The sequence below is a fragment of the Rhodospirillales bacterium genome, from assembly GCA_023898805.1.
Taxonomy (GTDB): Bacteria; Pseudomonadota; Alphaproteobacteria; order Micavibrionales; family UBA1664; genus UBA6145.
In genome coordinates this window covers 1,457,356-1,483,725 of sequence record CP060260.1, presented here as the reverse complement: position 1 = coordinate 1,483,725, position 26,370 = coordinate 1,457,356, and the positions used below count along the sequence as shown (strand labels likewise).

Here is a 26,370-nt window from a genome sequence, read left to right as displayed (position 1 = left end):
GCGGTACGGTGCCTGCCTGACGGGCCTTAAGCCGAAAGCCCCGGGCTGATTGTGGCGACCACCCCTACCTTTAGGGAGGGAGGCGCGGTCTTTTTCCAGTGTGCGATCAGAAGACGTTCTGGTACCCCGGGCTGGCAATTTAAGAAGCTCTTTTCCCGCTTTTTTCGCCCTTCATTCTCGCGATGCACCCGGCCAATAACCGCTTTCGGCGTGTACGCGGTTTTGAACGCGCGATTCAGAACGTCCGCGATTTCCACGCTCCCGCGCGTGCCGTCCGCCAGTTCGGCCAGTCTGTCCTTGTGTGCCTGCGGCCAAGGGCGTTGCATCACCATGATTTTTTCCTTTTTTGTTATTCGGGCCCGTTATAATGCGGGTTTTCCGAAAAAGTCCAATTTCAATGGCCTTCGCCCAAAAAGCCCCCGGATTGCAAGGACCAAAGACGGGCATAGAGCCCACCGTCGGCCAGTAGCCGCGCGTGTGCCCCGTCCTCGACGATTTTTCCATCCTGCATCACCACCAGCCGGTCGAGGTGCGCGATGGTCGAAAGCCGGTGCGCGATGGCCAGCACGGTGCGGCCTTGCATCAAATCCTTCAGGGCATCCTGAATCAGGCGTTCGGATTCGGAATCGAGGCTGGAGGTCGCCTCGTCCAGTACAAGGATTGGGGCGTTTTTCAGGATCGCGCGGGCGATGGCGATGCGCTGGCGCTGGCCGCCCGAGAGTTTGACACCGCGTTCGCCCACCGTGGCATTGTAATCCGCGCCGCCCTTTGAATCGCGCAAATCCATGATGAATTCATGCGCCTGCGCCGCGCGGGCGGCGGCGATTACCGCGTCATCGGATGCCACTAGATCGCCGTAGCGCAGGTTATCGCGCACCGAACGGTGGAGCATGTCGGCCATCTGCGGGATGAAGCCGATAGCCGCGCGCAACGAGTCCTGCGCGACATGGGCGATGTCCTGTCCGTCGATCAGGATGCGCCCCGACTGCACGTCGTGCAGGCGCAAGAGCAGCTGCATCAGGCTGGATTTTCCCGCCCCCGAAGGGCCGACCAGGCCGACGCGCTGACGCGGCGGGATATGCAGGGTGAAATTGCGGAAGATCGGACGCGCGGGGTAAGAAAAGGTCACGTCGTCAAAGGTGATCGCGGGTTCGCGCACCACCAGCGCGGGCGCGTTCGGGCGGTCGGTGACCTCGTGGGCGTGGACGATCGCCTCCATCCCCTCCTCGATCTCGCCCAGACGTTCAAAAAAGCCGGTATAGACCTCGGTCAGCCAGAAGGCGGCCTGAATCATGCTCAACGCCATGGGCAGGACCATCGTAATTTCGGCCGCCGAAAGGGTGCCGGACTGCCAGCCGCGCACGGTGGCCAGACACAGAGCCAGCATGAACCCGGAATTGAGCACATGCTGGATGCGGAACATGTGCGTGACCTTGACCTCGACCACCGAGGCGGCGGCGGCGTTGTCGTGCAGCGCCTCGCGGAAATAGGCGTCCTCGTGATTGCGGCGGGCGAAGACCTTGACCAGCAGGATGTTGGTGATGATGTCGACGAAACGCCCGCGCATTACGCTGCGCTTGCGCGACGAATTTTCGGAAAGTTTGCGGATGTGTGGAACGAAATAACGCAGATTGACCAGATACGCGGCCAGATACAGCACCGTATAAATCGCGAAGTCGCGTCCGATCCACGCGAACAGTGAAAGCGTGGTCAGGAAGGTCACGCCAGCGAAGATGAAGGGGCTGGTGATGTCGTTGACAATCTGGCGCATGGAATAGGGCATTTCCACCACCTTGCCCGCCAAACGGCCCGCGAAATCGTCCTGAAAATAGCGGTAGGAATGCTGGTGCAGGTACAGGCCGAGCTGGCGGCGGACCATGGCCGCGTAAAACGGCAGCGTCTTTGACTGCAGCCACCCCTGCGTGTTGTAAAGCGCGGGCGAAAGCACCAGCACCAGCCCGACATACAGACCAAGCGGCGTGGCCAGATGCCGCCAGATCGCCGCGCGGTCGTCTGAATCGATGAAGGCGCCGACGATGCGGCCAAAGAAATAGGGCGCAAGACTGCCCAGAATCCCCGCGCAGACGCCCAGCGCCACCATCGTGAAAAACCGGGCGCGGATCTGGCGCATGAAAAACCACAAAAACGGCCAGACCCGATCGGGCAGATACGTCATGCCGTCCGGCGGGTCCTTGTCGATGCTGGCGGGAAAGTCGAAAAATTTCATGGCACGCGTATCTATACACGGATTTCGTTTCAATGCGCCGCTTTTTAATGCGAGTATGCCGCATGGTTGCCTTGCAAGAAGCCGGGCGGGCGGATTTGCCCGTTCTTGAATCCTATCTGCGCGCGATGACGGCGGAAACCGAGGCCGCGACGGGCGACGCCCTGCCCGTGAATATGGCGGCGATTACGGCATCGTTCGACGAAGGCGTGCACTGGTTCCTGTTCACGGACGAGGCCGGTACGCATTTCGGATGCTGCCACATGCAAAGCGTGTTTAATTACTGGCGGGCGGAAAAGCGTTTTTATCTGGGTGGGTTGTATTTCACGCCGGATCATCGTGGGCGCGGATATCTGTCACATATCGTCGCGGCGCTGCGCGCGTGGGCGGCGGAACACGGCGGCGTGCAAATCTATTGCCACATCCATGCGAAAAACGCGCTTAGCACACGGGCATTTGCCAAGGCGGGTTTCGCCCTGGTCGATTACCAACTGCACGTCCTGCACTGGGGTGATTAAGATCAGAACAAAACATCATCCATGCCGTAAAACCCGGCGGGCTGTTTGGCCAGCCAGATTGCGGCTTCCAGCGCGCCACGCGCGAAAACGCGGCGGTCGGTGACAGCATGGCGCAGGGCGATGGTTTCGTGCGCGCCCGTGAACGTCACGGTATGTTCGCCCACCACTTTGCCCATGCGTTCGGACGTATAGGACACCGGCCCGCCAATGGCAGCCCCCAGCGCCAGCGCGGTGCCAGATGGCGCGTCGCGCTTGGCCGCGTGATGCACGTCGTGGATCGCGACCGTGTAGCCATGGGGGCGCAGGCTGGCTGCGATGTCCGCCACGGCACGTTTGAAGACGGCAAGCGAAACGCTGGTATTCACCGCGTGCAGCACCGGTACGATTTCGGATGTCGCGCGCAGCGGCGCCGGGTCCAGCCCGGTGACGCAGCAGACATAGGGTTTATGTAGACGCACCGCGCGCGCCAACAGGTCCGGCGTCGCGTCGGCGCGGGTGAAATCAATCACGACGTCGGCGGATTCCATGTCGCCTGAATACACGCAATCCGTTCGCGCGGCGATTTCGGCGCAGGTCAGACTTCCCATGCGGCCTTGATGCCCCAGTACGTGGATTGCCGTATTCATGCGCAGGCCCGCGCCGGTTCAACCAGCCCCAGCGCCGCCAGCGCGCCGTCGATACGGCGTTCGGATTCCCACGCAACCGGCACCAGCGGCAGGCGCAGTTCATTGCGACAAATTTTGATGCGGGCGCCCGCGTATTTCGCCGGTCCCGGCGAGGTTTCGCAAAACAGCGCGTCGATCAAGGGTAACAGGTCTTCGGACAGGCGGCGCGCCGTAGCATTTTCGTTCGCTTGCACGGCATCGAACAGGCGCACGCATAATTCCGGCGCAATGTTGGACACCACAGATATGACGCCGTGCGCACCCTGAATCAACGCAGGGAGCATGAACGCGTCCTCGCCCGTGTATTGAAGAAAACAGGGGCCGCAGGACAGGCGCGTGCGCGCAATGCGCGCGATGTCGCCGCCCGCGTCCTTGATACCCACGACGCGCGGCAGGGCCACAAGCCGTGTTTGCGTATCCATATCCATGTTCAGCGCGGTGCGGCCGGGAACGTTATAAAGAATCAACGGCAGCGCGCAGGAATCGTGGATGGCGGCGTAATGACGAAAAACGCCTTCCTGCGTCGGGCGGTTGTAATAGGGCGTCACCACCAGCGCGGCATCGGCGCCCGCCACCTGCGCCAGATGCGCCAGACGCACGGCGTGCGCGGTGTCGTTCGACCCGCAGCCGGCAATGACCGGGACACGGCCCGCGGCCGTTTCAAGCGCGATACGATAGATGCGATCCATCTGCGTATCGTCCAGTGCCGCGGCCTCACCCGTCGTGCCGCCGACGCACAGGCCGTGCACACCCGCCGCGATCTGGCGTTCGATCAACCGGCGTAAAGCCGCATCGTCGATGACTCCATCGCAAAACGGGGTGATCAAAGCCGTAATGATGCCGGTGCATGAAAAAGCCATGACCGATTAAAGCAAAACGGCGAAAGGAAAATCCAATCGCCGTTTTTCATTACCGATGCAGATCGTGCATCACATCATGGTTATCACGCGCCGGTGGAGAGCGCCGCATCGATCAAAGCAGCCTGCTCGCTCGCGTGGCGCTTGGCCGAACCGGTGGCCGGGGCCGCGGCATCCGGCCTGCCGACGTATTTCGGTCGACCAGCCTTGTGCTTGATAGTGGTAAGCACGTTTTCAATGCGGCGATCGACGAAGGACCAGTAGCCCTGATTGCCCGGCTCTTCCTGGCACCAGACGACATCCGCGTTGGGATAACGCTTCAATTCCTCGGCCAGCGCATCAGCAGGCCACGGGTAAAGTTGTTCCACACGCAAAATCACGACATCCTTGATGCCCTTGGCCTCACGCGCTTCGTACAGGTCGTAATACAGCTTTCCGCTGCACAGAACGATGCGGCGAATGTCCCGGGGTTTGTTGATCTGATCCTGCGCCTCGGCCTCGTCCCACAGGACGCGGTGGAACATGCTTTCACCAAGGAAATCGCCAATGCGGCTGACCGCACGCTTGTGGCGCAGCAGCGATTTTGGCGACATGACGATCAGCGGCTTCCTGAAATTGCGATTCAACTGGCGGCGCAGCGCATGAAAATAATTTGCCGGCGTCGTGATGTTGACCACAGACCAGTTGTCCTCGGCACTTTGCTGCAGGAAGCGTTCCGGGCGGGCTGATGAGTGCTCCGGCCCCTGCCCTTCCATGCCGTGCGGCAGCAGCATGACAAGACCGGACATGCGCAGCCATTTGGTTTCGGCTGAGGAGATGAACTGGTCGATCATTACCTGTGCACCGTTGACGAAATCGCCAAACTGCCCTTCCCAGCACACCAGTGCGCCGGGCGCCGCAAGGGAATAACCGTAATCGAAACCAAGCACCGCGTTTTCGGAAAGCGGACTGTCGAACGCCTCGAAATTTCCCTGATCCGCAGACAGGTTGCGCAGCGGGTGATATTTCTTCTCGCTCGTCTGATCGTAAAGAATGCAGTGGCGGTGCGAAAACGTACCGCGCCCCACATCCTGCCCGGAAATGCGGACCCTGTGCCCTTCAATCAGCAGCGAGCCAAAGGCGCAGGCCTCGGCCGTACCCCAGTCGAAACCTTCGCCGGTTTCAAACATTTTGCGCTTGGCTTCCAACTGGCGGGCGATTTTCGGATGGATGTCGAAATCCGAAGGCACGGTGGTCAACCCGTTTTTCAGGATTTCCATCACATCTGCGGAAATCGCGGTCTTGGCCCGGCGCGCACTTCCGGCCGTATCCAGCGACTGCTCGATGCCGGTCCAGATGCCCTCAAGCGTATCAGCGCGGTTCGGCATGTAGGTTTTCGCGGATTCGAAATCCTTTTCCAGGCGGGCGCGGAATTCGTCCACCATGGCCTGCGATTCCGCCTCGGTCACCGCGTTTTCGGCAGCAAGTCTTTTCGCGTATTTGGTGCGCGTGGTATCAAGCTCGGCGATGACCTTGTACATATGCGGCTGGGTGAAGGCAGGTTCGTCGCTTTCATTATGGCCGTGGCGGCGATAGCAGGTAATGTCCAGCACCACGTCCTTCTTGAACTGTTGACGGAATTCGATGGCCGTGCGCGCCATACGCACCACGGCCTCCGGATCGTCGCCGTTGACGTGAAAAATCGGCGCGGCAAGCATTTTCGCGACATCAGTGCAGTAAGGGCCGGAGCGTGAATAGGACGGCATGGTGGTAAAGCCGATCTGGTTATTGATCACCACATGCACCGTGCCGCCGACCTTGTATCCGTGCAGTTCCGACATCATCAGCGTTTCGGCCACGATGCCTTGCCCGGCAAAAGCGGCATCGCCATGGATGAGCAGGGGCATCACGCGGTGACGTTCGGCGTCGTTGTGCATTTCCTGCTTGGCGCGCACACGGCCCGCCACAACCGGATTGACCGCTTCGAGGTGCGAGGGATTGGGGGTCAGCGTCACGTGCACCGTGCCGCCCGAAAAGCGCCGGTCGCTGGACGCACCCAGATGGTATTTTACGTCGCCCGAACCCTGAAAATCGCCGGGCGTGGGCGGAGTGCCCTGAAATTCTGAAAGAAGCGCCACGAATGGCTTGCCCAGGACGTTGGTCAGCATATTGAGGCGGCCGCGATGCGCCATGCCGAACACAACCTCGCTCAACCCAAGCGTGGAGCCACGGTCTAGAATTTCTTCGACCGCCGCGATCATGCTTTCGCCGCCTTCAAGCCCAAAACGCTTGGTGCCGACGAATTTGGTCTGCAGGAATTTTTCAAGCCCTTCGGCCAGGGTCAGATCGCCCAGAATTTTCTTTTTCGCGCTGCCGTCGAACTCGATTTTGTTTTCCGGTTTTTCAAGGCGATCCTGAATCCAGAAACGCTGCTCTGGATCGGCCACATACATGTATTCAACGCCGACGGTGCCGCAGTAAATTTCGTGCAATCTGGCAAGAATCTCACGCAAGGTCGCCTGCTGGAACCCTAGATTTCCGTCGACAAAAATCACGCGCTCCATGTCGGCCGGGGTAAACCCCCAGTAGGCGGGCTCCAGTTCCGGATGCGAGGGCACCTCGCGCAGGCCCAGCGGGTCGAGATCGGCCTTGAAGTGGCCACGAATGCGGTAGGCGCGGATCAGCATCATCGCGCGCAACGTGTCGCGGGCGGCGGCGATCATTTGCCCTGAAGCCGGGTCCAAACCGACCACGGGTGCGGCGGCTGGCATGGGGTCGAAACGGGCAGGCTGTTGCGCAGGCGCGGACTGAATATAAGTGACGTTGCCCTGCGTGGTCGATGTGAAGCCGCGGTTTTCGCTTCGATTTTCGGGCATCGCCCAGCTTGGCCCGTGCAGTTCGCGCAGCAGCGTGACCTCGTCATCCGAAAGATCGCGGAAGAACGATGCCCAGCCCGCCTGCACCGAGGCCGGATCGCGAAGATATTGCGCGTAAAGATGGGCGATGTATTCGGCGTTAACGCCGGTAAGCAGGGATCTGGTGTTGGCTGAAGGGGTCATGTTCCGATTCCTTTGGATGCCTTAATATAAGCCGCGAATGTCATAGCATAAATAGCTTGCGTGAAAAGGGGCACAGGCATCGGGCCTTGACGGGGGCGCACAACCCCGGCAAAACCGCCCTTCATGCCCAAAACCGCCGACGCCCCCCACGTTTTGCAGGATGACCCACGGATCAGCGCCCTGTTCCATGCGGTTTTGCACCAGCATGGCGGCCAACGCGTCAGTCTGGGAAAATTGGTCGATTCGCTGGAGGGAAGCGGGTTCGGCGTTCTGCTTTTGCTGTTTTCGCTTCCTTTATGCGTTCCGATTCCAAAACCGCCGCCGCTTGATTTCATATTCGGCGTGCCGCTGTATTACCTGTGTGGACAGATGGTCATGGGCCGCGCGCGCCCGGCCCTGCCGCGCAAAATCCTGAAACGCGAGATCAGCACGGATTTCCTTTTGCGCGCATTCACCCGCGCGCGCGGATTACTGGAACGGTTCGAACGAATGTTCCACCCAAGGCTGACCGGCCTGTCCGATAAATCGGTCAACCGTGTATGCGGCGTGCTTGGGATCGGGCTTACAACCTCGGTCATGGTGCCGTTTCCGATGAGCAATCTGGTGCCCAGCCTATGTATGGCCGTGATGGCGATGGGGATTCTCTCACGCGACCGGCTGGCCGCTTTGGCGGGCGGGATATTCGGGACGCTGTGGGTCGCGGGGCTGATCGCGATCGTGGCTATCGGGGCGCACACGATCCTGCGCTGGCTTTAACCCCAAACCCGGGCAGTCGCAATATCCGCGCGGCGTGAAGAACATTCGCCCTGGTAATTCCGCGCTCTGCCTGTACCAGCACGAAACGTTCATGCGGATACCCCTCCATTTCCTCAAGACTATCGTCGAAGGCGACCGTATCACAAACGTCAATGCCAGCTTCGGCCAGAAACGCCATGACCGCCTGGCCTTTTGTCATACTTGTTCGATGCACGACCTCGGGGCGACCGGGCAGAAGCCAGGATTCGTCGATCCCCACTTCCTTCAGCATGGCAAGATGTTCGGCGCGGGCATCACGGATGGTGCGGCCATTCATAGAATGCAGGCGACCGGCTGGCGTTTCGGGTGTCATTTCGGGCGCGCGCGTGTTCCATACGAAAACAACTCCAGCCTGATGCAGACGCGCAAGGCAGCGATGCACTTCGCCCTCATGGCGGCGCGCCGCCGCTATGTAGAAGGCCGTCAACGGATTATAGAACAGGGGCGTCGGCCGCACCGTTCCCTCGCAGTCGATGAAGGCGATTTTTACCATGCCCTTTCATGCCTAGCGTATCCATGCTAGTTATGTCCCGTGATTTTTCCTCGCTTCCATCTTTTCTCACGCCTGACGCCGCGTTTTTCCGCGCTGGGCCTTGGCGCCGTTTCCGCCGGGGCGCTGGCCATGGCCTATATCGCGCAATACGGGTTCGGGCTTGAGCCGTGCGAATTGTGCCTGATGCAACGGGTGCCCTACGCACTGGGCGCCGTGCTGGCGGTCATGGTTTTTGCACGGCCCGGATGGGCGCGCGGCGCGCTGGCCGCGATGGGCGTGTTTTTCCTTGCCGGCATGGGCATCGCCGCCTTCCATGTCGGGGTCGAACAGCATTGGTGGGCGGGTTTGCCGACGTGCAGCGTCAAGCTGGACGCCAGCAATATCGATGTTTTGCGCGCGCAGATTTTGAACAGCGCGCGCGTGCCGTGCGACAAGATCGCATGGGAAATGTTCGGTATTTCGATGGCCGGGTACAACGTACCAACATCGGCCGTGCTGGCGGCCTTCGCGTTCTGGCAGGCGCGCCGCGCCTGAGAGCCTTACCTTTTAATCAAAGGCCGATCGCGGCGCGGTAGAGGTCGAGTAATTCGTCTTCTTCCTGGCGCTTTTGCGCATCCATTTTGCGCAGACGGATCAGTTTGCGGATCGTTTTTGTGTCGAAGCCGGTGCCCTTGGCCTCGGCATACACGTCCTTGACGTCGGAGGCGATGGCGGATTTTTCTTCCTCCAGCTTTTCGATGCGTTCGACCAGCGATTTCAACCGCGCACCGGCAACGCCGCCGGTATTGGCCGTTTCGGGTTTCGACGGGTCGAAGGGCGTAACGTTGGATTTGGGCATGTGTTCGGATACTCCTCACGCTATGGGCTGGAACGGCTCACACTAAGCGGCGGTGTGGATGAGAATCAAGGCGTTCGTGCCGGTTGTCCACTATCTTGCGCCGGGGCTTGCGCCGGGGCTTGCAACGGGGCTTGCAACGGGGCTTGCCCCAAACCGGAACCCGTCTTCCTGAACGTATCCACGCCGTCGAACGCGGCCCAGCTGTCGATCAGCACACCGTGCGGGTCCGCCCCTTTGGGCGAACGGGTGACCTGTATGCGGATGGTCACGTCGCGGTTGACCGGGGGTTTGCCCGGTACGCTTGAAACGACCAGAGTTAATGGCACCTCAAACGCCCAGGCATAGGCGCCGTTCGACGCCCCCTGCCCCAGCAGGGTCGGCGCCGCATCCGGCGTGGCGTCCATACCCAGAGTTTGTTTGGCGATCGCATCGCCAAAACCCTGTGCGTTCAAAAATCCCGCGAAACCGGCGTAGCCCTGATCGGTGAAATACGGGCGAATAACGGTCAGATGGCGGCCCGTGTTTCCGGACGCGAATTTCAATACCGTGCCCACGATCTCGGATACCCACGACCCGATCTCGGTGACCGTGCGATGCGGCTGGTCCAGCGCCATGGTGGAATCGCCGGTATAAGGACTGTACAGCGCGCCCAGTTCCTGCGCCGTCATCGCAAGTGCGGATCTAGCGGACAGCACAGCGGGAAACAGGGAGGCCAGCATGGCCAAAATCAGAAATCGTTTCATGGCCTCATGCCGCCCGTTTGAATTTGCCTATGGTCTGCCCGATGCACAGCACGTTCGCAATACGCCGTTCCAGAAAGCCATGCGTGGCTGCCATGCCTGGTGAATCGTCAGACAGCCAGAACAGGACAGTCGACGCCATCACGCCGGAAAGCAGCGCACGCTTGGTATAACGGTTGTAATCAGTGGCGGTGTCCCCCGCCCAGTTCCAGATTTTATCGGCGCTGCGCCAGAGCGGCGCGGCACCGCGCAAAGCGCGCAGCGGCAGAGCGCGGCGCGGAAGCGCGACGCGCAACCCCGCGCGGTAAGGCGCCATCAGATCAAGCCGCGTCATCACAGCCCTGGCCACGCGTTCGCGCACACGCAGATGTGTGGGATCGACCACCGCCAGTTGCGCCGTCATCTGCCGGTCGAACAGGTCGCTGGCATACGCCAGCGCCGCGTCAGGCCCCGAAAAAACACCGGGGCGCGCCCCGCAGGCATGTGCGGCCGATTCAAGCGCGGCGCGGGTCCAGCCCTTTTCCGGCGCGTCCGAAAGCGCGCGCAGGACAACGCGGTCTTTCAGGGCTGCGGCATTCTGTGTCATGCCTGTATTTTAGGTACAAAAGGGCTGGAAAAAAAGGCCAAATCGGGCCATTTAAGTGGCATGGACAAAAACCGCCTGACCAGCCGCATCGGCCGTTACACCAAAGTGTCCACGGCTATGGCCGGATTGGCCGCACGGCTGGCGGGCGAAAAATTCCTAGGCTTGAACATCGACCGCGACGTCCATGCCCGCCAGTTGCTGGAATCGCTGGGCGCGCTTAAGGGGCCGATCATGAAAATCGGCCAGATCCTCGCCACGATCCCGGAAGCACTGCCCCCCGAATACGCCCGCGCGTTTCAAGAACTGCAATCCAACGCGCCGCCGATGGGGTGGCCCTTCGTCCGCCGCCGGATGAAGGCAGAGCTGGGTGATGGGTGGGAAAAGAAATTCGCGTCCTTCGGGCAATCAGCGGCGGCCGCGGCCTCGCTCGGACAGGTACACAAGGCGAGTCTGCATGACGGGCGCATGGTTGCGTGCAAGCTGCAATACCCCGATATGAGTGCCGCGATCGAGGCGGATCTCAACCAGCTCAAGCTGGTGTTTTCCCTTTACGAACGCGCCGACAGCGCGATCGACACCCGCCATATCCATGCCGAACTGGCCGCACGGCTGCGCGAGGAGCTGGATTACAACCTCGAAGCGCGCTATTGCGGCCTGTATGCCGACATCCTGAAAGACGAGTCGCGGGTCGCGGTACCCGCCGTGGTGCCGGAACTTTCCACCGCGCGGCTGCTGACCTCGACGTGGCTGGAGGGACAGCGCATTCTGGATTTCGTGGACGCGCCCGAGGCCGTGCGCAACGAAATCGCGCTGAATCTGTTCCGCGCGTGGTACGTGCCCTTGTATTTTTATGGTGTCATTCACGGCGACCCGCATCTGGGCAATTACTCCGTGCGTCCGGATCACGGCCTGAACCTGCTGGATTTCGGCTGCGTACGGGTATTTCGTCCCGCCTTCGTCGGCGGGGTCATCGACCTTTACCACGCATTACAGGACAACGACCGCGCCCGCGCGGTCCATGCCTATGAGAGCTGGGGGTTTGAAAACCTTTCAAACGATTTGATCGACATTCTCAACACATGGGCGCGGTTTTTATACGGCCCGTTGCTGGAGGACCGGGAGCGCGTCATCGGTCAGGCGACCAAAAGGTCGGAAGGCGGCGGGATGTACGGGCACGAAACCGCGATCGAGGTGCATCGCCGCCTGCGCGCGGCGGGTGGCGTAATCGTACCGCGCGAATTCGTGTTCATGGACCGCGCGGCGCTGGGGTTGGGGTCGGTCTTCATACATTTGCAGGCGCGCATCAACTGGCACAAACTGTTCAACGAAATGATCGAAGGGTTCGACACGGCCGCGCTGGCCGCGCGTCAAGCCGAAATACTGCCACGGCACAATCTTCCGCTGCCGGAAGACGCGCAAATCGGTTATCCTGAATCGGTCAAGACCCGCAAACGCAAGAAATAGAAAGGTTCCCAGCATGTCCCGCCAGTCCACGCGCCATCTGCTGATGATCGAGCCCTCGCAGCCCGGATTCAATCCGGAAACCGCCGCAACCAACGATTACCAGATCGACGTGCGCGAAAACGCCACCGAGGTGGCCGCGCGTTACTTGCGCGAATTCCGCGATTTCCGCGACAGGCTGGTGGCATCCGGCGTGTTTGTGACCACGGTGCAAGGACCAAAGAAATGCCCGGACGTGGCCTTCCCCAACTGGTTTTCGACCCACGAGGAACAGGGGCTGGTCATCTATCCCATGCTGACGCCCAACCGTCGCGCCGAACGGATGCCGGGATTGATCAACCTGCTTAAACGCTATTACGGCCTCAAGATGGACATGGCATTCCACGAGGAGGAGGGTAAAGCCCTTGAAAGCACCGGATCGCTGGTGCTTGACCGCGTGCACCGCGTTGCTTATTGCGGCCGGTCCGCCCGTACGGATGAAGGATTGGCGCGCGAATGGTGCAATAAAATGGGCTATGAACCGCTGTTCTTCGACACGGTCGATCATACCGGCAAGCCCGTCTATCACACTGACGTCGTCATGTGGGTGGGCAGCGAGGTGGCTGGCGTATGCTCGGGCGCGATCATCGAGAAGGATCGCGAACGCGTGTTGAAATCCCTAAGCGCGCACCGCGAGGTGGTGGAATTCGACAACAGCCAGCTGCGCGCCTTTTGCGGCAACGCGATTGAGGCGCAAGGCACTGAAAACCAGTTGCTGCTTATCATGTCGGAACGCGCGTACGGCGCGCTTAATTCCGACCAGCGCGCACGCCTGTCGCGGTATTACGCCACCATCGTCACCGGCGAGATTCCGACCATCGAAACCTATGGCGGTGGTTCCGCCCGCTGCATGGTGCAGGAGCTGTTTTAAGCCGCGTCCAAAAGCCCACGTCGGCGCAAGGACGCATCCGGGTCCGGTTCGCGCCCACGGAAGTCACGAAACAGATCAAGCGGCGGGCGCGAACCGCCCAAGGCCAGAACGCGGTCGCGGAAGGCGCGGCCCGTGGCGGGGTCGTACAGGCCCTTTTCCTTGAACAGCGAAAACGCGTCGGCGTCCAGCACCTCCGCCCATTGATAACTGTAATATCCGGCCGAATACCCGCCTGCGAAAATGTGGCTGAAGGACGTGCTTACGCATCCCGCCTCGTAAGGCAGCAAGGCAAGCGGGTCGAGCACGCCGCGTTCAAACGTCAGAACGTCGCCGATCGACGCCGGGTCGGCCGTATGCCATGTCATGTCCAGCAGGCAGAATTGCAGTTGCCGCATCACGAACCATCCGGCCATGAAATTCTGGGATTTTTTCAGCGCATCGATAAGCTGTTGCGGGATCGTTTCACCGGTTTCGTAATGCCGCGCGAAAATATCCAGCGTTTCTTTTTCGGTCAGCCAGTTTTCCATGATCTGGCTGGGCAGTTCGACGAAGTCCCAATATACGGACGTCCCGGAAATCGACGGGTAGTCGATGGTCGTCAGCAAGGTGTGCAGGGCGTGGCCCATTTCGTGGAACAACGTTTCGACCTCGTCGAACGAGAGCAGCGATGGCTTGTCCTTCGTCGGCTTGGTGAAATTGCACACGATCACCGAAAGCGGCAGGCCGGTATTGCCGTCGCGCATGATCCGCCGTTCGCGGAACGTGCCTTGCCACGCGCCGGAATTCTTGCCATCGCGCGGGAAGAAATCGGCATATAAAAGGCCAAGCGGCGTGCCGGTTGCGCTGTCCACCACATCGAAGGGTTTGACATCCGGGTGATAGACGGAATAGGCGCCGCTTTCGCGGAAGCTTAAACCGAACAGTTTTTCGCAATGCGCAAAGCAGCCCTTGAGGACCGCGTCGACAGGGAAATACGGGCGCAGCCTTTCGGAATCGAAAGCATATTTTTTCTGTTTGAGTTTTTCGCTGTAATACCCGACATCCCACGGTTTCAAGTCCGTGCCGGCGAAGGCGCGCAATTCCTCAAGCTCCCGCCGCGCGGCGGGCAGCGCCACGGATTTCAGACGATCAAGAAACGCGAAAACTCGTTCCGGCGTTTCGGCCATGCGTCGTTCCAGCACGAAATCGGCGTGACCGGCATAGCCCAAAAGCCGGGCGCGCGCGTGGCGCAGACCCACGATCTCCTTGGCCAATGCCCGATTGTCGAAATCGTCGCCGTAGGCGCGCGCGGCAAAGGCGCGCCACATCTGTTCGCGCAATTCGCGGTTGTCGGCATAGGTCATGAACGGCACGTAGGACGGATGGTCGAGCGTGAACAGCCAGGCATCCTTGTGGCCTTTGGCCTCCGCTTCCTCCCGCGCGGCGGCGACGGCGCTTTCCGGCAAGCCCGCAAGATCGGCAGGCGCGGTAATGACCAGTTGATAGGCCTTGGCGCTTTTGCGCATGTTGTCGGAAAATCTGGGGCCGAGCTTGGACATTTCGGCGTCAATGGCCTTTAACTGGGCCTTGCCCGCATCATCAAGCAGCGCACCGTTGCGCACAAAACCCTTCCAGTGTTTTTCAAGGCAGGCATATTGCGCGGGATCCTTGATGCCATCGCGCTTTGCCCAGAGCGCGTCGACAAGCCGGAACAATTCGACGTCCTGACTGATTTCGGACGAAAATTCAGCGGATATCGGACCGATTTCCTGTGCCAGCGCCTGCATGGCGTCGGTCGTGTCGGTGCCCAGCAGGCTGTAGAAAACCTCCAGCACCTGCCCCAGTTCCTCGTCACAGGTTTCAAGCCCCGCGATCAGTGAAAAATCGGTCTTGCCCGACGCTTTTATTTCTGCAACGCGACCGCGCGCCAGCGCAATGCGTTCGCGGATCGCGGCAATCCAGTCAAAATTCGTATAGGTGGAAAAATCGGGGGCGGAGATCACGGTCGTCATACACAAAGAATAAGCGACACCCCGCAAAAAACAAGCGCCCCGAAACCGGGGCGCTTGTTTAAAATCACACTCTCAAGGCGATGCGCCCACCCGTAGTACCAGTAGGCGGCTTCCCCGGATCGTTGACGGGCGGGCGGCCGCACACGACGCGACGCGCAGAGCGAACGGACGGCCCGCGATCGAAAGCAGCCACCGTGCGCGCCGGGCCGGCATAATCCTGACCCGGATCGATGCCCTGATCGGCAATCCATCGGTCCATGACTTTTTCCAGACGCTTTGCGTGGTCGCTGCCGGGGACGCTGTACCGTTCGATCAGCGCGGTTTTTACTTCATCGACCGAGGCAAGACGAATTCCCATGGCTTTCATTTCGTCCATTTCGCCGTTGGTTGGGTTGGTGAAATATTCCGCCTTGTCGCCAGCATGGCTTATCTGCTGGTGCAGCGGTATGCCTTCCTTCATCTCATTGGTGGATGCGCTCAAGCCCTGCCATTCGGAAACGAATTCGTGCAGAAGCTTGGTCGCCACCAGCACCAGACGCAGGTTATGCGCATAGAGCGACTCGTCCGATTTGATTGGCAGACCCTTCATTTTATAAGTCAGGCCTGTATCGATTCCCGTGTTCACATCGTGCAACGTCGCACCAAAGTAATACAAGCTCGCCGCGCGCGCAAAGTCGGCCATAGCCCGGAGCGTTGAAAACACGCCGCGATATTGCGGCAAACGACCGGGATGCAGGTTCATGAAGAAGGGCTCGCCCGGACCCAGCGTTTCCGGATCCAGATGGGCAGGATCGTTGCTGGCCTTGATCAAGTCGATAATCGGCTTTTTGAAAATCTGGAAACAACGGATGGAAAGCGCACCAGCCAGCCCTTTAGCCTTGAGGCTGCGAATCTCGTCAAGGAATTCAGGCGCGTTGACGTTAGTAACGTCTTTGATCGTCAGACCGTATTTTTGCGCCAGCTGATGCGGCGTCATCATTTTCGCATCGGGGCAGGATTCTTGTTTGAGGAAGGGGAATACGGCCTCGTCGAGGATTTTACGTTCCAGCTTCAGGAAACGCGCGATCTCCGGATTGTCCGGCAGAACCATCGACTTGCTGGCCTTACTGGCCTTTTTGAATGTGTGTCGCGCGGGCGAAACCGAAGCCGAAACCGCCCCTTTCACCGGATTGTACGCCGGCAAATAAATGACAGGTGTAAAACCGTTCTCAATCAGGAACGGCACGAATTCGTTTAAAATCGACTGCGCGACGATGTCGCCCCCGACGAACAGGGGAACGTATCGTTCGCGACCGGGTTTAAACATCATAGTCATGACGCGGCTTTGGCCTTGGTTTTCGTCGTGATTTCAGGCGCGTTTTCGTCGAGCTTCAACGCGACCTTGTCCCACGCGATATTGAACAGGACGCGGAACGCGTTGGCAAAATCCGTCTGTTTGAGCGCGATGACCGAAACGTTGCTTTCCTCGAAATTGACGAAGGCGATGTAATCGGCATAGGCGTACATTGCCCGGCGCGACATGAATTCCTCGGGGAACCAGCGATATTCGGCAAATTCGCGCGAGATGAAATTCTGCTCCCCCGAGTTGGCGGTGATGCGGAAGCTGATTTTGTCACCCAGATCGGCCATGCGTTTGGAGTGCATGGCGAACCATTCCTGACCCAGCCATTTCTGCCATTCTTCCGGGTGTGCGTTGAACAGCACGATTTCCCCGCCATAGGCCTTGGCGGTTTCGTACAGGTGGTTCATGAAGTCCTTGAACCCTTCGGTGCCGGTATAGGTGCGCAGAAACTCGGTCTGCATGCGCACGCCTTCCTTGCCAATGAAGTCGATGCCGCCGCGTTCAAACGCCGCGCGAATGACAGCCAGCGTGCTTTCACGCGCCTGGGTGTGCCCGCTTTCGATATTACCGATCGAGGTGGTGGAGATGCCGGTGCGACGGGACAGCTCCGCCTGCGACCAATCGAGAAGGCCGCGCGCGCCGCGAATTTGTGCTGTTGAAATGGTCATCTTGAAGCGTTCTATACCCCTGAGTTTGCCCCGGTCAAAGTTTTTCGTTGGGGATTATACATAATGATGAATTCGCAAAAACGCAAGAAAGAAAAAATGTTTTTTTAACTTGCTTCAATTTAGAACTTGACTCCCGTCCTGTCGAGCGGTTATACGATATGGAAATTTAAAAAGAGAAACTTTTGTTTTTATAAAGTCGATATTAGCGGACAAACGGCGACTACGGGTATGAAAAAAACATCGAACAGCAGCTTTGCGGAACTGACCGCGCGCCTGCGCGAAACGCGCGTCAAGGCGTGGCAATATGTCGAAGTCAAGCAAATGGCCGAAATCCTGACCCGCCACCGCGAAAAGCTGCGCGCGGCGATCCGCGATTACCGCACCCTGAGCGAGAAGATCGCCGCCGAAAGCGATGCGACGGAAAAGCTTTATTTGGGTTACGAAGCCATATTCGCGCGCGACCATCTGCGCGATGCGCTGCGCCTGTATGTGATGGTCAACCACGATTATCACGAGGCGCTTGAAGCCTATCTGGCCGAAATGCGCGCACCGGGCGCGATCACCCACCCCCTGCCCCAGCCGAATGCCACACGAGAAAAGCCGGCGCCAAGACGCCGTCGCGACGCCGCATAAGGCGCGCATTTACAACGGAATAAGGGTAACCCCCTTTGGCCCCCGGCACATTCCCCCGTGCCGGGGGTCTTCGCGTTAGAAGATCTGCGGTACAAAAACGCAACGCTGGCCGGGGGGCTTCGTTAGAAGGCCGACGTTAGGGCTCGGACCAATGCAGATGTATTAAGCCTTCCTTCATTTCTTGGCCTTATCATGCAATCAGATATGAAAGCCATTCGCACCACCGACAAGACCACGCGCAAGACCACGCGCCCTGCCGATGAACAGGCGGCACGAGGTCAGGCGCGCCAGTCGCTGGAAGACTCGCTCGCGCTGGTAAGCCAGATCGTCGAGCGGATGCCTTTGGCCGAAGACGGCAATACCGTCAGCGATGCGTTCATGCGCACCGATCCGGTTTTGACGATGCTTGACCGCAGCATTCTGGCCGCGCGCGCAAACCTTGCGCGCATGATCGCCCTGTTCGGCCGCGCCGACGCGATGGCCGAGGCTTTGGAAACACAGATCAGCGCGTTGGAGCGCGCCTATGCCGAAAGGCTGGCGATGCTTAAACGCAAGCGCGAGGAATCGACACGCAAAGACCTTGCGACACACAAGCTTTGGGCGAAAGAAGAGAGGAAGCGTGATGTCCGCACGCAACCCCGCGCCGAACGCCGCCGGAATAATGGTGCCCTGTGGTTATGGGCCTTCCTTATTCTGCGTGATCGGATGACCGATGCCCCAAGATCCGGACACGTACCGAAAGCGGCCTGAAGAACTGCTGAAAGGTTAGAAAGACTCGACGGGTGCCTGATAGGCGGTGTTCATCGCTGATTCAGCCCCGTCGTTGTTTTTTTGCATCGCCGCCACCCATGATTCAGGCGACATCGCGGCGGATTCCATCATCGTGCGTTCGATGCCGCCGAGCGGCATGTCTTGAATCGCGACGACGCGGATCGTCCCCATATCGCGCACCGCGCGCATCCCGTCGCGCAAGTTGGCGGTCAATACGTTCCAGTCGCTGGCAAGTTCGATGGTCACGCCCTCGGGTGCCGGCACGGCGGTCGACACCACCATCAGCATCGGTGTCTGCGCACGCACGGCGGCAGCAGAAATCGTACGCACGTCATTCCAGCCGCTGGAGGATTCGATATGCATGGCGACGATCGTGATTGCATCCTTTTCAAAATGCTGCGTCACATCCTCGGCCGATACGTGCATGACGCGGCGCGGCAGCTGCTTGCCCAGATAGACGCAACCGATATCGGCCATCGAAAGTCCTGAGGCGACCATCCAGCCCCAGGGCTGGATACCGGCGGTGATGACGCGCGTGTCCGCGTCGATCAGGTCGGCGATGGCGGCGGCGGCGGCGTTTTGTACCGCAGGCGCGACATGCCAGAGCGCGATGCCGCGCCCCGCATTCATCAGCGCCGCGTCGACGCTTTGCGTGTCCATCCACGCCAGCGCGATTTTGCGCGCAATATCCTGCGGCTGGGCCCCCATGGCCTGCATTCGTTCGTGAGTGATCGGGCGCGAAAGCGCGGTGCTGGTTTTCATTGTCTTTGTTTCCCCCAAAGAAAAGAACCGTATGTCAAAAACAACGCTAACACGCGGGTTTAGAAATTCGCAAATTTTGTAAATATTATGTCATAACGCGACGAATCGCGGCCTGCCAATGCGCATAGCCATCGTCCCGATTCTGGCTTTTTTCCGGGACAAACCGGGTGTCGCGCCGCCATAGCCCGGCGATCGTTTCCATATCCTTAAATACACCGGAGGTCAGGCCCGCCAGCGCCGCCGCGCCCCATGCGGTCGTTTCGACATTCGCCGGGCGTTCGACCGCGCACTCAAGCTGATCCGCGATCGTCTGGCAGACAAAATCGTTGCGCGCCAAGCCGCCATCGACGCGCAGACAGGACAGCGCCTGGCCGGTGTCGGCCTGCATCGCGCCGATCAGGTCGCGGGTCTGGAAAGCCTGCGCCTCCAGCGCCGCGCGCACGATGTGCGCGGGCGTGGTGCCGCGTGTCAGACCGAACAACGCGCCACGGGCGTGCGGGTCCCAATACGGCGCACCAAGGCCGGTGAGCGCGGGCACGAAAATCACGCCCGCACAATCGGGCACGGAGCGCGCCATCGCCTCGGTTTCCCGCGCGGACGTAATCAGGTGCAGGGAATCGCGCAAAAACTGCACCGCCGCGCCCGCCACGAAAATCGCGCCCTCGATCGCATAGGTGGTCTTTCCATCCAGACGCCACGCAACAGTGGTCAAAAGCCGGTTTTGCGACCGGCGCGGCGTGTCGCCGATATTCATCAGCATGAAGCAGCCGGTGCCGTAGGTGGATTTGCACATACCTGTTTCAAAACAGGCCTGACCGAACAATGCAGCCTGCTGATCGCCGAGGATCGCACGGATCGGCAGCGGTTTGCCGAACAGGTTCGTCACCCCGAAATCGCCGCCGCTTTCGCGCAGCTCGGGCAGCATCGCGCGCGGCACATCCAGCATCACGCACAGCCCATCGTCCCATGCGTGCGCGTGAATGTCGTACAGCATCGTGCGCGAGGCATTGGTCGCGTCGGTCGCGTGCACGCGACCCTCGGTCAGATGCCAGAGCAGGAAGGAATCGACCGTACCGAACGCCAACTCGCCGCGCTCGGCACGTTGGCGCGCGCCCGGGACGTTGTCCAGAATCCATGCGATCTTGGTCCCGGAAAAATAGGCATCGCATAAAAGCCCTGTCTTGCACGCCACCGTTTCGGCGTCTAGACGCACGCAGGCATCGGCGGTGCGCCGGTCCTGCCACACGATGGCGGGCGCGATCGGGCGTCCGGTCGCGCGGTCCCATACAATCGTGGTTTCGCGCTGGTTGGTGATGCCGATCGCGGCAATGGTGTCGATTCCGGTTTTTTCGATCACCTCGCGGCAAAGGGCAAGCGTATCGGCGGCAATCGCGGCCGCATCCTGTTCGACCCATCCGTCATGCGGAGTCGCGATGGCCAGTTCGCGCTGCGCGGTGGCAAGGACTTTGCCGCGCGCGTCGAAAACCAGCGCGCGGGTGCTGGTCGTGCCTTGATCGATCGCAAGGATATTCATGCTTCCCCCAAATGGCGTTCGAGCAACGTGCGCGTATCGTGCCCGGCGTGCAGGCCCAGCTTGGTGCGGCGCCAGAGAATATCCTCGGCCGTGCGCGCCCATTCGGCCTCGCACAGATATGCGATTTCGGCCTCGTACAGACCCGCGCCGAAATCGCGACCAAGATCGGACGGATGATGCGCGCCGCCCAGAATACGCAGCGCGCGCGTGCCGTAGGCGCGCGCCAGACGTTCGATGGTCGCGGCCTCAAGCCACGGATACATGGCGCAAAGATCGCCCGTGAATTCATACAGGCTGCCTTCGGGCAATTCGCCGCCGGGCAGTGGCACGCCTGCGGTCCATGCCGGCGGACGCGGGCCGATCGCGGCGTCCAGCGTGCGCGCGACGTCGTCGGTCACGGTTTCGGCCAGCATCCGCGCGGTGGTGATCTTTCCGCCATAAACCGAAAGCAGCGGCGCGTTTTTTACCGACTGGCGATAAAGGTGATAGTCGCGCGTGACTGCGGCCGCACGTCCGCTGCCGTCGTCAAACAAGGGGCGAACGCCGGAATAGGACCAGACGATCATCTGCGGCAGGGTCTGGCGGGTAAAGAAACGGTTGACGGCATCGCACAGATACTCGGCCTCGTCGCGGGTGCAGGCAGGGGGCACGTCCGGTCCTTCGGTGTGTTCGACATCGGTGGTGCCGATCAGGGTGAAGCGGCCTTCGTACGGGATTGCAAACACGACGCGGCCGTCGGGTTGTTGCAGCAGATAGGCCTGATCGCCATCGTAAATCGCCGGGACAACGATGTGCGATCCGCGCACAAGACGGATTTTCGGGGTGTCCCCCTCCACCAGTCCGTTGCGTTCCAGCACGCGACGTACCCAGGGCCCGGCCGCGTTGACCACCATGCGCGCATGAAAGCGGCGGTCGGTTTCGGTTTCGACGTCCCAGCCCCCCGCCCCGTCCGGCGTCAGGTCGCGCACAGGGGTGCGCGTGAAAATCTGCGCGCCATTGCGCGCGGCGTCCACCGCCTGAAGCACGACCAGCCGCGCGTCGTCGACGCGGGCGTCGGCATAGACAAAGCCCGTGCGCATATTGGCAAACAGCGGCGCACCCGCCGCGTCGGCGCGCAGGTCAAGCCGACGCGAATCCGGCAGCACGTCGCGCCGCGCAAGATGATCGTACAGGGCAAGGCCAAGGCGGATCATCCAGGCCGGGCGCGCGCCGTCGGTCAGCGGCAGGACAAAACGCATCGGGCTTACGATATGCGGGGCGGTTTTCAAAAACACCTCGCGTTCCGCCAGCGCCTTTTTGACCAGACGCAGTTCGCCGTATTCGAGATAGCGCAGCCCGCCATGGATCAGTTTGGTCGATGCGCAGGAGGTCGCGCAGGCCAGATCGCCGCTTTCAAACAACGCCACGCGATAGCCGCGCCCGGCCGCGTCGCGCGCGATGGCGGTGCCGTTCACCCCGCCACCGATGATGGCAAGGTCGAAGCGATTTTCGTGGACAAAGGGTGGCGCCCCTTTGACGGCGGTTGTATGCGAATTCACAGTGGACCCGTATGTTTTACATGGACATCCCCGCGCGCAGGCGGTTTTGCCTGATGATTGTGCCGCTTTTGGGGCTGTTGTCCATGGTCTGCGTGACGCCGGCGTGGTCCGCCGATTCGCGGCGGTGTGTGGCGCTGCGGCTGGACGAGGATCTGGCGCACGGGGTGGGGTATGGATTGAAAAAGGCGCGGTGGCAAGGTGCGGAATTCGAGGATTCCGGCATGGTCACCATACAGCCGCGCATGGCCGGACTGATGGGACCGAGCGTGACATTGCTTTCGCGCGACGTGCGGTTGGCGGTCGGCTTGCACCAGACATCGCCGCAGGAATTGTGGCAAAAGGCGCGGTGGAACATGGAGCGCGTGGGTGGATGCGCACCGCCGCCGGTGACCTCGCTCAAATCGCTGGGGCGGGCATTTTACTGGCGGGTTTATGCCGACATGTTGACGGGATTCAGCCGATTTGAGCCGAAAATTCTTGAGCGTACGCGCACGGTGGCGGAGGCGTTGTTCACGCGTCCATATGGGTTCATTTTCGGCGGCGCGGTCGCGGGCACACTGAACGACAATACCTCGGCGCTGCTTTTATCCGGTGACACGCGCCCGCCCGTGCGGCGCGACATCGCACTCTATTCTGCGCATCCGGAAGTCGAGCGCCTGTTCGCGTCATGGCGGCGGACACCGGTCACCGACCTGCATCTGGCGGTCAGCGCTGGCTGGCTTGAGGAAATGTACGGCGGGACGGGCGCGGAAGTCGTCTGGCGCCCTTTCGGGTCGTCCTTCTGGGCGGGCGCGGATGGGTGGGCGGTGTGGCGGCGCGACCCGGCGCGCATCGGCAACCTGCCCTTTACGGGCTCGGCACGTTTCACCGGGCAGGCGCGGATCGGGTACGACATGCCGGAATCGCGGTTCGGCGCCACGCTGGCCGCCGGCCGGTTTCTGGCCGGAGATTACGGGGCGGCCTTGACCATGTCGCAGGGCTTTGACAACGGCGCGCGGCTGGAGGCACGGATCGCATGGAGCGGGTATCAGGAAAATCAGGGATTCTTCCGCGACACGCGGCTGGACCCTTCGGTGCGTTTCGTGTGGCCTTTGGGCGGTTCCAGACATCGCGCGGTGGAGGCCACGTTCCGGCAGGTCGGGCGCGATGGCGGACAGACGCTCGACCGGCCGCTGCCACTCGACCGGATGACCGAGGGATTTTCGGCGCGCGAGGTGGCACGGCACTGGCCGCAGATGCTTGATTAACGGCAATAAAAAAGCGGCCGCCCGAAGGCGGCCGAAAGTTTGAAAAGTGGGTCACACGAAGTCATAAAAGTAAATCTGCAAGGGGCGGTCCGTTACTGATCGGCAAGCGCAGCCCCTATTCTTTTAATTTACATAAAATTTTAGCGGGATGCAAGCTTTATTTTTGATTTTCTTCTTACCTCAAGACTTTGCCTGGCGCAGGGAAGCGCACAGGGTTTCAAGGTCGGCGGGCAAGGCGCTTTCAAAGCGCATGTCGCGCCCTGTTTCCGGATGGACGAATTCCAGCGCCACGGCGTGCAGCGCCTGACGCGGAAATTCAAGAATCGCCATGGCGCAATCGCCTTCCAGACCCGATTTTTTCAGGCGGCTTTTGGCGGCGGTCGGCTGAAGGCCGTAAAGCGGGTCGCCGACCAGCGGGTATCCCAGATGCCGCATATGCACCCGGATCTGGTGCGTGCGCCCGGATTCAAGCCTGCATTCGACCAGCGCGGCCAGCGCGCCAAAGCGTTCGCATACCGCGTAATTGGTGGCGGCGGCGCGCCCGCCCGGATGCACCGCCATGCGCAGGCGGTCGCGCGGGTGACGGGCGATCGCGGCGTCGATCCGGCCCTTTGACGGCACCGGCACGCCCCAGATACAGGCCCGGTAGGTGCGCGACATGGCGCGCTCGGCAAGCTGTCTGGCCAGCGCCGCATGGGCGCGGTCGGTCTTGGCCACCAGCATCAGGCCGGACGTATCCTTGTCCAGACGGTGCACGATGCCGGGCCGCGCCACCCCGCCGATGCCGGAAAGCGTGCCCGCGCAATGATGCAAAAGCGCGTTGACCAGCGTGCCCGCGGCATGGCCGGCGGCGGGGTGAACCACCAGACCCGCGGGCTTGTCGAGCACCAACAGCGATGAATCCTCGAAAACGATGTTCAGCGGGATGTCCTGCGCCTCCGGTTCGGCCGGGACGGGCGGCGGGATGCTCAGTGCGAGGAACGAGCCCGCGCGCAGCTTATGCGACGCGCTGTCCACGATTTTGCCGTCGACGCGCACTTCCCCCGCCACTATCAACGCCTTGAGCCGCGAGCGCGAAAGATCGGGGACCAAGGTCGCCAGCGCGCGGTCCAGCCGCGCGCCATCAAGTTCCTGCGGCAGGACAAATTCGTTCATGCTTTAAGCGCGGCGTGGCGCAGCCCGCGCAGGGCAAGAACCGGATCGTCGACCAGAAACAGCGGCATGCGGCTGATGTAATCGGTCTGACGCCCTTTGGCGACGAAGTTCGCGCGCAAGGGAGAGGCCAAAAGGTATTCGCGCGGCAGGCGCGGCAGGATGCCGCCAGTCAGATAGACTCCGGCATCCGCCGTCACGGTCAGCGCCAGATTGCCCGCGACGCGGCCCAGAAAAGCCAGCATCAATGTCAGTACCTCGGCACAGGCGGGACAGGCGCCCGCAAGCGCGGCATCGCTGATCTCCTCCGGCGTGCGGTCGGGCAGGTCGAGGGCATCGACGCCGCGCACCGCGTCGTACAGATTGACCAACCCCTTTCCGGAGCAGACACGCTCGGCGGAGATGTGGGAATAGCGGTGTTCGAGCAGCCAGCGCGCAAGCGCGAATTCGCGCGGCGTGACCAGCGGAGCGGTGACATGCCCGCCCTCGCCCGGCACGGCGATCATACGGTTGCTTTTTGAATCATGGACCAACGCCGCGACGCCAAGGCCGGTGCCAGGGCCGATAATGCCGATATTGCCGCCGGAACGGGGCATAGCATCGTCAAACTTGTACAGGCAGGACGCACCGACATCCGCCGCGCCCAGCGCCTGCGCGTGAAAATCATTGATCAGGTGCAGGGATTCCAGACCCAGCGCAGCGGCGCAGGCACGCAGGGAAAAGGTCCACGGAAAATTGGTCAGGGTAAAGACGTCATCGCCCGTCACCGGCGCCGCCACCGCGAACACGCCGCGCGCCGGTTTCGCGCCGCAAGCGTCCAGATAGGCGCGCGCGGCCTCGGCAGGGCCGGGAAAATCGGCGACCTTAAGGGTGCGCGGATCATGGATTCCTGTGTCGTCGGCCAGCGCGAAACGCGCATTCGTGCCGCCAATATCGGCGATAAGAACGGTGGTCATGCCCCCACCCTAACCATCCGGCGGATTGTGGACAAAGCGGTTTTTTCATTCCGCCCTTCACACATGCCGCGGTTTTGCCCTATATGATCGGCCCATGGCTAAAATACTGCTTGCCGAAGATGACGGTTCGATGCGCGGATTCCTTGCCGCGGCCCTGGAAAAGGCCGGGCACGAAGTCACCGCGACGATCGACGGACTGGACGCGCTACGCGCGCTGGAATCGCATACCGATGGCGATTTCAACCTGCTTCTGGCCGATATCGTGATGCCCGGCATGGACGGGATCGAGCTGGCGCAAAAGGCGGCGGAATTGCATCCGTCGATCAAGGTCATGTTCATCACCGGCTTCGCCGCCGTCGCGATGGGTGCCCGCAATCCCCAGCGCACGCAGGCGCGGGTACTTTCCAAGCCTTTTCACCTGCGCGATCTGGTGGATCAGGTAAACCAGCTTTTGGCCGCTTAATTAGGCTTGCATCGGGCCGGTTTAGCCGCTATCTAATACGCCACTTGCGGACGGGTACGGGCACTTAGCTCAGCGGGAGAGCATCACCTTGACATGGTGGGGGTCGCAGGTTCAATCCCTGCAGTGCCCACCATTCGCGTCGGTATCCCGATGCCTGATAAACAGGAGCAAGATTTGTCACAAACCGC

General features: G+C 61.0%; 26 protein-coding genes and 1 tRNA gene. 10 read left to right on the top strand and 17 right to left on the bottom strand.

Translation table 11 applies throughout. The annotated features are described in order from the left end of the window. Positions 1-26: 26 nt before the first annotated feature. Both H6866_07290 and H6866_07285 read right to left on the bottom strand, forming a co-directional pair. Positions 27-332 (bottom strand): hypothetical protein, encoded by a 306-nt coding sequence (locus H6866_07290; GenBank protein USO07225.1) that lies wholly within the window; start codon positions 330-332, stop codon positions 27-29. 62 nt (positions 333-394) lie between these two features. Beyond that, entirely contained in the window at positions 395-2,227 is a 1,833-nt protein-coding gene (locus H6866_07285; protein USO07224.1) for an ABC transporter ATP-binding protein, read from the bottom strand. 62 nt (positions 2,228-2,289) lie between these two features. On the opposite strand from H6866_07285, the gene H6866_07280 reads away from it, so the two are divergent. After that, positions 2,290-2,742 (top strand): GNAT family N-acetyltransferase, encoded by a 453-nt coding sequence (locus H6866_07280; protein ID USO07223.1) that lies wholly within the window; start codon positions 2,290-2,292, stop codon positions 2,740-2,742. A gap of 2 nt (positions 2,743-2,744) precedes the next feature. On the opposite strand, the gene H6866_07275 is transcribed toward H6866_07280, so the two are convergent. The 3 genes from H6866_07275 to H6866_07265 form a co-directional block, all read right to left on the bottom strand. Then, on the bottom strand, positions 2,745-3,368 hold the full coding sequence (locus tag H6866_07275; GenBank protein USO07222.1) for a hypothetical protein: 624 nt from the start codon (positions 3,366-3,368) through the stop codon (positions 2,745-2,747). Continuing rightward, positions 3,365-4,267 carry a 4-hydroxy-tetrahydrodipicolinate synthase gene (locus tag H6866_07270; protein ID USO07221.1) on the bottom strand — a complete coding sequence of 301 codons (903 nt, stop codon included), beginning with the start codon at positions 4,265-4,267 and terminating at the stop codon, positions 3,365-3,367. Before H6866_07270 ends, H6866_07275 begins: the two co-directional genes overlap by 4 nt. An 83-nt stretch (positions 4,268-4,350) precedes the next feature. Next, positions 4,351-7,302, bottom strand: coding sequence for a 2-oxoglutarate dehydrogenase E1 component (locus H6866_07265; GenBank protein ID USO07220.1), 2,952 nt, complete (start codon positions 7,300-7,302; stop codon positions 4,351-4,353). A 123-nt stretch (positions 7,303-7,425) separates the two neighbouring features. Here H6866_07265 and H6866_07260 point away from each other — a divergent pair, with 123 nt between their 5' ends. Continuing rightward, complete coding sequence (locus H6866_07260; protein USO07219.1) at positions 7,426-8,058, top strand: exopolysaccharide biosynthesis protein; 633 nt, start codon at positions 7,426-7,428, stop codon at positions 8,056-8,058. Here the strand turns inward: H6866_07260 and H6866_07255 are convergent. Next, complete coding sequence (locus H6866_07255; protein ID USO07218.1) at positions 8,024-8,590, bottom strand: hypothetical protein; 567 nt, start codon at positions 8,588-8,590, stop codon at positions 8,024-8,026. The genes H6866_07260 and H6866_07255 overlap by 35 nt on opposite strands. Positions 8,591-8,632: 42 nt before the next feature. On the opposite strand from H6866_07255, the gene H6866_07250 reads away from it, so the two are divergent. Next, positions 8,633-9,124, top strand: a complete 492-nt coding sequence (locus tag H6866_07250) for a disulfide bond formation protein B (protein ID USO08622.1) — start codon at positions 8,633-8,635, stop codon at positions 9,122-9,124. 16 nt (positions 9,125-9,140) lie between these two features. Here H6866_07250 and H6866_07245 read toward each other — a convergent pair whose 3' ends face one another. The 3 genes from H6866_07245 to H6866_07235 all read right to left on the bottom strand — a co-directional run bounded on the left by H6866_07245 (position 9,141) and on the right by H6866_07235 (position 10,754). Beyond that, positions 9,141-9,428 (bottom strand): DUF2312 domain-containing protein, encoded by a 288-nt coding sequence (locus tag H6866_07245; protein ID USO07217.1) that lies wholly within the window; start codon positions 9,426-9,428, stop codon positions 9,141-9,143. Positions 9,429-9,493: 65 nt separating this feature from the next. Beyond that, on the bottom strand, positions 9,494-10,171 hold the full coding sequence (locus tag H6866_07240) for a DotI/IcmL family type IV secretion protein (GenBank protein ID USO07216.1): 678 nt from the start codon (positions 10,169-10,171) through the stop codon (positions 9,494-9,496). 4 nt (positions 10,172-10,175) lie between these two features. Continuing rightward, positions 10,176-10,754 (bottom strand): COQ9 family protein, encoded by a 579-nt coding sequence (locus H6866_07235; GenBank protein USO07215.1) that lies wholly within the window; start codon positions 10,752-10,754, stop codon positions 10,176-10,178. 60 nt (positions 10,755-10,814) lie between these two features. Between H6866_07235 and H6866_07230 the strand changes: the two genes are divergently transcribed. Together H6866_07230 and H6866_07225 are read left to right on the top strand one after the other, a co-directional pair. Then, positions 10,815-12,218: an AarF/ABC1/UbiB kinase family protein gene (locus H6866_07230; GenBank protein USO07214.1), complete on the top strand. Its 1,404-nt coding sequence runs from the start codon at positions 10,815-10,817 to the stop codon at positions 12,216-12,218. Between the two features lie 13 nt (positions 12,219-12,231). Continuing rightward, on the top strand, positions 12,232-13,125 hold the full coding sequence (locus H6866_07225; GenBank protein USO07213.1) for a hypothetical protein: 894 nt from the start codon (positions 12,232-12,234) through the stop codon (positions 13,123-13,125). Here H6866_07225 and H6866_07220 read toward each other — a convergent pair. From H6866_07220 to H6866_07210, 3 genes are all read right to left on the bottom strand, one after another. Beyond that, a complete protein-coding gene (locus tag H6866_07220; GenBank protein USO07212.1) occupies positions 13,122-15,116 on the bottom strand; it encodes a M3 family metallopeptidase in 1,995 nt (664 codons plus the stop codon). The two genes, H6866_07225 and H6866_07220, sit on opposite strands and share 4 nt — an antisense overlap. Before the next feature lie 64 nt (positions 15,117-15,180). Further along, a complete protein-coding gene (locus H6866_07215; protein ID USO07211.1) occupies positions 15,181-16,431 on the bottom strand; it encodes a hypothetical protein in 1,251 nt (416 codons plus the stop codon). Then, the gene (locus H6866_07210) at positions 16,428-17,126 is read right to left on the bottom strand and encodes a helix-turn-helix transcriptional regulator (protein ID USO07210.1); all 699 of its coding nucleotides are present in this window, start codon (positions 17,124-17,126) and stop codon (positions 16,428-16,430) included. The genes H6866_07215 and H6866_07210 overlap by 4 nt, the downstream gene beginning before the upstream one ends. Positions 17,127-17,354: 228 nt before the next feature. Here H6866_07210 and H6866_07205 point away from each other — a divergent pair, with 228 nt between their 5' ends. Both H6866_07205 and H6866_07200 read left to right on the top strand, forming a co-directional pair. Further along, entirely contained in the window at positions 17,355-17,759 is a 405-nt protein-coding gene (locus tag H6866_07205; protein ID USO07209.1) for a hypothetical protein, read from the top strand. Between the two features lie 204 nt (positions 17,760-17,963). After that, positions 17,964-18,509: a hypothetical protein gene (locus tag H6866_07200; protein ID USO07208.1), complete on the top strand. Its 546-nt coding sequence runs from the start codon at positions 17,964-17,966 to the stop codon at positions 18,507-18,509. 15 nt (positions 18,510-18,524) lie between these two features. Here the strand turns inward: H6866_07200 and H6866_07195 are convergent, their stop codons facing one another. The 3 genes from H6866_07195 to glpD form a co-directional block, all read right to left on the bottom strand. After that, the gene (locus tag H6866_07195) at positions 18,525-19,292 is read right to left on the bottom strand and encodes a hypothetical protein (protein USO07207.1); all 768 of its coding nucleotides are present in this window, start codon (positions 19,290-19,292) and stop codon (positions 18,525-18,527) included. Positions 19,293-19,377: 85 nt separating this feature from the next. Beyond that, the gene (gene glpK / locus H6866_07190; GenBank protein ID USO07206.1) at positions 19,378-20,826 is read right to left on the bottom strand and encodes a glycerol kinase GlpK; all 1,449 of its coding nucleotides are present in this window, start codon (positions 20,824-20,826) and stop codon (positions 19,378-19,380) included. Then, entirely contained in the window at positions 20,823-22,364 is a 1,542-nt protein-coding gene (glpD, locus tag H6866_07185) for a glycerol-3-phosphate dehydrogenase (GenBank protein USO07205.1), read from the bottom strand. Before glpD ends, glpK begins: the two co-directional genes overlap by 4 nt. 11 nt (positions 22,365-22,375) lie before the next feature. On the opposite strand from glpD, the gene H6866_07180 reads away from it, so the two are divergent. Further along, the gene (locus tag H6866_07180; protein USO07204.1) at positions 22,376-23,611 is read left to right on the top strand and encodes a YjbH domain-containing protein; all 1,236 of its coding nucleotides are present in this window, start codon (positions 22,376-22,378) and stop codon (positions 23,609-23,611) included. 180 nt (positions 23,612-23,791) lie between these two features. Here the strand turns inward: H6866_07180 and H6866_07175 are convergent, their stop codons facing one another. Both H6866_07175 and glk read right to left on the bottom strand, forming a co-directional pair. Further along, positions 23,792-24,766: an RluA family pseudouridine synthase gene (locus tag H6866_07175; GenBank protein USO07203.1), complete on the bottom strand. Its 975-nt coding sequence runs from the start codon at positions 24,764-24,766 to the stop codon at positions 23,792-23,794. After that, positions 24,763-25,719, bottom strand: a complete 957-nt coding sequence (gene glk / locus H6866_07170) for a glucokinase (protein ID USO07202.1) — start codon at positions 25,717-25,719, stop codon at positions 24,763-24,765. The genes H6866_07175 and glk overlap by 4 nt, the downstream gene beginning before the upstream one ends. A gap of 94 nt (positions 25,720-25,813) precedes the next feature. Here glk and H6866_07165 point away from each other — a divergent pair, with 94 nt between their 5' ends. Beyond that, positions 25,814-26,182, top strand: a complete 369-nt coding sequence (locus H6866_07165; protein USO07201.1) for a response regulator — start codon at positions 25,814-25,816, stop codon at positions 26,180-26,182. 58 nt (positions 26,183-26,240) lie between these two features. Next, positions 26,241-26,315 (top strand) — tRNA-Val (locus tag H6866_07160). Positions 26,316-26,370: the final 55 nt, after the last annotated feature.